6 protein-coding genes are annotated in these 6,428 nt (G+C 51.6%); 3 read left to right on the top strand and 3 right to left on the bottom strand.

Annotated elements, in window-relative coordinates:
* Window positions 1-22: 22 nt before the first annotated feature.
* Window positions 23-1,501, bottom strand: a complete 1,479-nt coding sequence (gene gltX, locus IE091_RS12100; protein WP_189463745.1) for a glutamate--tRNA ligase — start codon at window positions 1,499-1,501, stop codon at window positions 23-25.
* A gap of 287 nt (window positions 1,502-1,788) precedes the next feature.
* Between gltX and IE091_RS12105 the strand changes: the two genes are divergently transcribed.
* Window positions 1,789-2,313: a helix-turn-helix domain-containing protein gene (locus tag IE091_RS12105; RefSeq protein ID WP_189463746.1), complete on the top strand. Its 525-nt coding sequence runs from the start codon at window positions 1,789-1,791 to the stop codon at window positions 2,311-2,313.
* A 21-nt stretch (window positions 2,314-2,334) separates the two neighbouring features.
* On the opposite strand, the gene IE091_RS12110 is transcribed toward IE091_RS12105, so the two are convergent.
* Window positions 2,335-2,910 (bottom strand): hypothetical protein, encoded by a 576-nt coding sequence (locus IE091_RS12110; protein ID WP_170919472.1) that lies wholly within the window; start codon window positions 2,908-2,910, stop codon window positions 2,335-2,337.
* A gap of 69 nt (window positions 2,911-2,979) precedes the next feature.
* On the opposite strand from IE091_RS12110, the gene IE091_RS12115 reads away from it, so the two are divergent.
* Both IE091_RS12115 and IE091_RS12120 read left to right on the top strand, forming a co-directional pair.
* A complete protein-coding gene (locus IE091_RS12115; RefSeq protein ID WP_189463747.1) occupies window positions 2,980-3,411 on the top strand; it encodes a type II toxin-antitoxin system HicB family antitoxin in 432 nt (143 codons plus the stop codon).
* Window positions 3,412-3,849: 438 nt separating this feature from the next.
* Entirely contained in the window at window positions 3,850-4,629 is a 780-nt protein-coding gene (locus tag IE091_RS12120) for a reverse transcriptase domain-containing protein (RefSeq protein WP_189463748.1), read from the top strand.
* A gap of 569 nt (window positions 4,630-5,198) precedes the next feature.
* Here IE091_RS12120 and IE091_RS12125 read toward each other — a convergent pair.
* Window positions 5,199-6,428 (bottom strand): hypothetical protein (locus tag IE091_RS12125; protein ID WP_189463749.1); only part of this gene is annotated, 1,230 nt, incomplete at its 5' end.

The following is a 6,428-nucleotide window of genomic DNA, read 5'->3' on the forward strand; positions in this document are numbered from 1 at the left end:
CCCCTCTGTACAGGTCGAGTGTTTACAGGTCGCGGAACTCTTTTTCGAAGCGTTTCGCCTGCTTTTTCGATACGCCACCCAATACCTCGATAGCGTGGCGCAAGCGAGCCCGCGTCACGTCCGACCCGAGAATCGCCATGGCGTCCATGACGGACGTGCTGGAAGCACTGCCCGTAATGGCAATGAACACCGGCGCCAGAAACGCCTTCATCTTGAGCTCGAAGTGTTCCGCCAGGTGTTTGACTTCCGTCAGCAGCGCTTCCTTGTGCCAGGCATTGACGGCTTCGAAGCGCCATACCAGGAATTGCAGCAGCTTCACCAGCTCTTCGTCTTCCAGCTTGATAGCATCGAAATCCTGCTTTTCCAACGAGGGCAGCCCAGAGAAGAAATGGCCCGCCAGCGGAACCACCTGCGAGAGCGTCTCTACCCGCGGGCGAACCTGGGGCAGGATCTGTTTGACATAGGCATCGTTGAACGCCCACTCGCGCAGCGCCAGCAGCAACGCATCGTCATCCAGGTCTTCACGAATATAAACGCCGTTCAGCCAGGTCAGCTTCTCCAGATCGAATACCGGCCCACCCAGCGATACCCGCTGAATGTCGAACTCAGCCATCATTTCGCTCAGGCTGAACTTTTCGCGCTCATCCGGCATCGACCACCCCATCCGACCCAGATAGTTGGTGACGGCCTGGGGCAGGAAACCCATGCGACGATAATAGTTGATCGAGGTCGGGTTCTTGCGCTTGGAGAGCTTCGACTTGTCCGGGTTGCGCAGCAGCGGCATGTGGCAGAGCTGCGGCATTTCCCAACCGAAGTAGTCGTAGAGCAGCTGGTGCTTGGGTGCCGAGTTGATCCACTCTTCACCACGCAGCACGTGGGTGATGCCCATCAAATGGTCATCGACCACGTTGGCCAGGTGATAGGTGGGCATACCATCGGACTTCATCAGGATTTGTGCATCCACCTGCGTCCAGTCCACTTCTATTGTGCCACGCAGCATGTCACTGACCACGCAAACGCCTTCACTGGGCACGTTCATGCGGATGACATACGGCCAGCCTTCCTGTTCACGACGCGCCTGCTCGGCGGCATCCAGCGCCAGGTCTGCAGGCTTCAGGGCCAGATGCAGGCCTGCTTCCTTGCGGGATTCACGCAGCTCGTCCAGCTCTTCACTGGTGCGATAGCACTTGAAGGCATGGCCTACATCCAAAAGCTGCTGCGCATACTGGGCGTAGATCTCGCCGCGCTCGCTTTGACGGTAAGGGCCATGCGGGCCGCCTACATCAGGGCCTTCGTCCCACTCGAGCCCCAGCCACCGTAACGAGTCGAGAATCATCTGTTCTGATTCAGGGGTAGAACGCACCCGATCGGTATCTTCAATGCGCAAGATGAACTGACCACCGTGCTGACGGGCAAAGCAGAGGTTGAACAGCGCAATGTAGGCCGTGCCTACGTGCGGGTCCCCAGTGGGGGAAGGCGCAATACGAGTACGTACGGTCATCAATCTATCCTTGTGGCGGTAAATGCATCGCCACATTATACGCGCCCCAGCTATATCCAACAGCACCCGCAGGGGAACGAGTTTGCCTCAAAAGCGTCATAACCCAAGCTCAATGTTCACGGTGTGGAAGATGCGCGTTAAAGCACAATCGCTTAGTATGGTGAAGTACCCATGATTCGTGTTCATGCATGCGAACGATTCTCATCGTTTACAGCGTGTTCTGAGCGCCACCGAATAGGTGGAAGTACATTTAACGAGCTGATTTAGCTCATCGATAGGAAGATGAAATGGAATCGCTAGGCTCACGTATCAAGCAACTGAGGCTTAGGGCCAAGCTCAACAAAGCTGCCCTAGCACGTAAAGTTGGCGTGTCGGATGTCACCATTTCTTATTGGGAATCTGGGGCAATCAAACAGATCGGCCATGAACGCCTGGTGGCGCTCGCGGACGCACTGGATTGCTCGCTTGCTACCCTATTGGAAGGAGACAGCGCGCCGCAACTGCTCACCCTGAACCATACTGGTCCCCTCCCCTGGGAACAGGTTCAGGCCACTGCTATCACCGTGCCGCATCACCTGCCGTTGAAGATCGACTGGAAAGCACCTTGCGTGATGGTGACACCTGCCAAGGAAACAGATTTTTCACCAGCGTCGGCGGGAGACCTGCTGCTCCTCGGCCCGACACACGTGTTTCACAAGGCTGGGCATTACCTGGTACAACGGGATGATCAATACGTCATTGAGCACTATACAAAAGCGCCCAATAGCACGTCGATCCATGCCGTTCTGCTTGCCCACTGGTGTGCTGCCTAAAGCATCTTTACCTCCCCGTCCCTAATTGTCCTCAAACACGTCCACCTGGTCGCGCGTTCGTCTTGGTTCACTGCCTATCAAGAGACGCCGCGAGTAGGTGGCCACCTGACCCAACCCATGGCGGGACTGGCTGACCAGCTCTCCCGCCAAATGCTCACCCAGATCACCAATGCGTGCCCGCACGCTGGCTGGCTGTACAGCGGCTTCGGAAAGCTGTACTCGCACCACGTAACCGCCATCCGGCAACCCACTTCCCGTACCCAGCGGCCCGACTTCGAACTGCCCTTCCCTGACTTGAGTACGTGCCTGCCAGCGCACGCGGCTCAGCTCACGCTCGACCACGACCTGCACCTGGGCTCCGTCCGGCAAGTTGGTCTGGCCCGCAATCATCAATCGGCGGTCAGAGAGTAGTTGAGCAGAGGTCGAGACTTCCACCTCCAGCGGCTCGATAGGCTCGGCTTCCGCCACTGGCTCGGCCGCGGAGGTCTCTTCCACCTGCACCGCCTCTGCCGGCGCCTCCTCTTCGGGACCACTGCAGCCCTGCAACATCAACGCACCCAGCAGAGCGGCTCCTGCGTAACCTAGCGCTTTCCCCATCACCACGTCTTCCCCTTGTTATTGGCGGATACCTACCATACCGCTTTTGACCACAAAAAACGCAAAGTGATGCAAGCATTTACCCAATATCAGACCAGGCTTGAGAAGTGCTTTGAAGGACACGCCTATGGCATCATCGTACCCGACCTGCCCGGCTGCCACTCCGCAGGCGACACCTTCGAAGAGGCCCTGGCCAACGCCAAAGAAGCCATCGATGGCTGGCTGGAAGTCGCGGTCGAGTACGGCGATCCCCTCCCCGAAGCCACGTCCATCGAACACCACATGGACAATCCCGACTTCACCGGCTGGATCTGGGCCGTCGTCGATATCGACGTCACCCCGTACCTGGGCAAAAGCCACAAGATCAACGTCACCCTGCCCGACCTCCTGGTCAAACAGATCGACGACTTCGTGGCCCGCCACCCCGGCGACAAAACGCGCTCCGGCTTTCTATCCCGCGTTGCCATGGCCGAACTGGCCAGGAACAAACAAGCCAGCTAAGCCTTAAACAAAAACCCCCAGCCATTCCATGGCCGGGGGTATCGGTGCCGCATCCTTCTGGCGAGGCGGAGTCCGTCCCGCTTGTTTTTATTGCATCGAAGGTTGCTTTGCTGGTATTAATGAGAGGGTCTTGGCGATAGGCTGTTGCTGCATGCCGCCTATTCTCCTCGTGTCACAATGTGACTTGCTGGGCTTCCCTGTAACATTGCTACGATGTTCCATGGTTATCGCCGGTTGGTTATTGAGCCATGCGCTTTGCGCTAGAAAAGCCAAGACATGCAGAGGAGTCCGAGAAAATGAAGATAGATAAGCCTTCTCGGCTAGCTCAGAAGCGCCTACTGCTCGCAATTAAGATTATCCACCTTTCTTGGTGGTGCTCTGAAAAAGCGATGCAGATATTAGAACTTCTGAGCATGGCCATTAACTACACACGTATTTATGACGCCACCATGGAAAGACCGCTTCCAGGTCAAGCCTGGCAGGTGGGTATACATTCCCACCCAAGAGACGCTTGAGAAAGGGCGGCAAATCAAAGCGCTCGTTGCCAGTAAATTTAACGCCCCACCTTTCTACTATCACTTGCATGAAGGCGGCCATGTGGCTGCTATCCAATCGCATGTTGATGATCAATATTTCCTGAATGTGGACATTGAGAATTTCTTTGGCGTGATCAATCGAAGCAGGGTCACTCGCTCACTGAAAAAGCGTTTCCCCTATGCTAAGGCAAGAGACATTACTGTTAAATCCACCGTGCGAGTGACCAATGAAGGTCGGTATGAATACCATCTTCCCTATGGTTATCCGCAGTCTACTATCTTGGCATCAATATGCTTAGTCGATAGCGCTTTGGGCAGGTATCTTCACTCCCTTTCAACCCAGTACAACGTCAGTGTTTACGTTGACGACATTATCATCTCTGGTAACGACCCTGCTGAGCTGCAACAAATCAGTGATACACTCGTAGCGAAGTCCGAAGCTTCGCGGCTTTTTTTTGGTAGTAAGAAAGCCCCTCAAGTATCTGAGAAAATCACAGCGTTTAATATCGGGCTTTCCCAGCACACTACGAAGCTTACCAATAAGCGTTATATTGAGCTAAGGCAGCAAGCTTTACTGACTGATAATGAAAGTGTGATTGACGGCATATTAGGGTATGTTTTCTCTGTAAACCGGAGCCAGCACAACACTATGCGAAGAGAGATTTTCCCATTGAGTCCATAAGCAAAACCGTCCGTTCAGTAAGCCTAAACGGGCGGTTTTGCATTATGCAGAAGCAAGACGGTGCTACACCGCCCAACACCGCGCCTTACTGAACACTACACCACGAAACTTGCTCGCCATAATGAATCAACCCAAGGCGGCAACAAGTGGCAGCGGCTGCCAAAGCGGTGAGTTTTGAAGAGCCTGTACTCGCCCTCTACCTCCGCCACCACTAGATCGGCGTGGCCCTACGAGCGGGCTTCGTCCACCACCAGCACGTCGCCTTCCATCCATGGCCCTCCTGGGGGCACTTCTTGGAGGCACCTCGTCGCTAATCTCGACCAGAAAACAACTCGGTGGAAACTTCCTCCGGTCCATCTCCGCTACCGCGGGGTGCTCCACACCCACCACGGCAGGCCCCAAGTAATTCACTCGCATGCTGTGGCCCTGTGCCTGCTCAATATTTAGCGACCTCAACTAGCGTTAGTTCTATCACTTATCTAATAACTAACACTGTACAAAAAACAGCCGGACGCAACATTGTAAGCATAGACATAGGCATAGGCATAGGCATAAAGAGGCTATGATGATCAATTAATACTAAACATATTCACCAAGGAATTCTTAAAAACACAAAAAATACCAGAAATACTAAGACCTCCATCCATGATAATTTTATCTGCTTCAGGCAGGAAAGAGTTAAATATCAAATGTGCAGCAACCAGTCCAAAAGCAACTAAAACAGCCAATGATATAAATATACATTTTTGAACGACTATCCTGGTTAACAAAGAACTAAAATCCCTCTCAAAAATACTCTCAATACTCGGATATTCTTCAGCCATTTTTCTTTTTTGCCGAACCACCTCGGATTTTATAGCATTAATCGAAGACCATTGATTAAAGATCAGCGTTAAGACAATTATAGAAAACATCCAACAACCAAAGAGCACTCCTTGATTTATTAGCAATTGGCTATTACTGTCATCTGAAGCCTTCATTTGCGTGGCTACGACTACTGTGGCAATTGGAATACTAAGAACCTGGTTTTGTATGCTCGAAAAAATATCATGAATGCGCTTAGTAAAATCAAGTTTCGCATCCTGTATTTTACCTTTGACAATCTCGTAAGAAAATCCTGAACAGAAGATTCTATAGCCTTCCTTAGCATTGCCTTCAATATCTGAAAAGCGGCGCAACAATATTGAAAATCTTTCTTCCTTTGGCAAACCAGACACTAAAGAAATAAGAGAAGAAGATAATATTTCTTTTTTTTGTTCTTCGTGAACATCACCCTCGAAAAAAGATGCAATAAAATCGACATCAACTTTTAAATCATCGACATCTCCAAATGAATAAATCACAGGTATAGAGATTTTTCCGGAATCCACAAAGACTAGCTCTTTATTTTCTTTGTCAAAATATGCAGCAGCTTTTTCAAGAGAACTTATAAAACTCAAAATCCTTCTATACTTCACTATTGAATCTGGTGGATTGCTATCTTTCTTAGCATAGCTTTCTGAAGCTAAAAAGTAGTTATTAGGCTCCTGGATAACACCTGCTTTTAAGATATCATCAATATCAAATGCCAAAACCCCAAGGCCTGGCCTTGGTTGAGAAATCCTTATCTCGATCACATCCCCAACTTTGAGATTATCAGGATCCCCCTTGGCAATACTAACGCCAGCGTCTTCGTGGTTTTCGTCGTCAAGAATTATTCCTGAATCCGTGAAGCCGGCGCCGACACTTTCCCTATCACCGCCAGCGAGCACTTTTTGATCATTCGCCCCGTGCAAGTTGGCTTTCGCAAGCCCGTTATT

This window comes from Vreelandella hamiltonii, from assembly GCF_014651775.1.
Lineage (GTDB): Bacteria > Pseudomonadota > Gammaproteobacteria > Pseudomonadales > Halomonadaceae > Vreelandella > Vreelandella hamiltonii.

Excerpts from the sequence above, each read along its gene's own strand:
- IE091_RS12105 (WP_189463746.1), top strand. The coding sequence starts at position 1,789 with ATGGAATCGCTAGGCTCACGTATCAAGCAACTGAGGCTTAGGGCCAAG.
- IE091_RS12120 (WP_189463748.1), top strand. The coding sequence starts at position 3,850 with ATGACGCCACCATGGAAAGACCGCTTCCAGGTCAAGCCTGGCAGGTGG.
- gltX (WP_189463745.1), bottom strand. The coding sequence starts at position 1,501 with ATGACCGTACGTACTCGTATTGCGCCTTCCCCCACTGGGGACCCGCAC.
- IE091_RS12115 (WP_189463747.1), top strand. The coding sequence starts at position 2,980 with ATGCAAGCATTTACCCAATATCAGACCAGGCTTGAGAAGTGCTTTGAA.
- IE091_RS12110 (WP_170919472.1), bottom strand. The coding sequence starts at position 2,910 with ATGGGGAAAGCGCTAGGTTACGCAGGAGCCGCTCTGCTGGGTGCGTTG.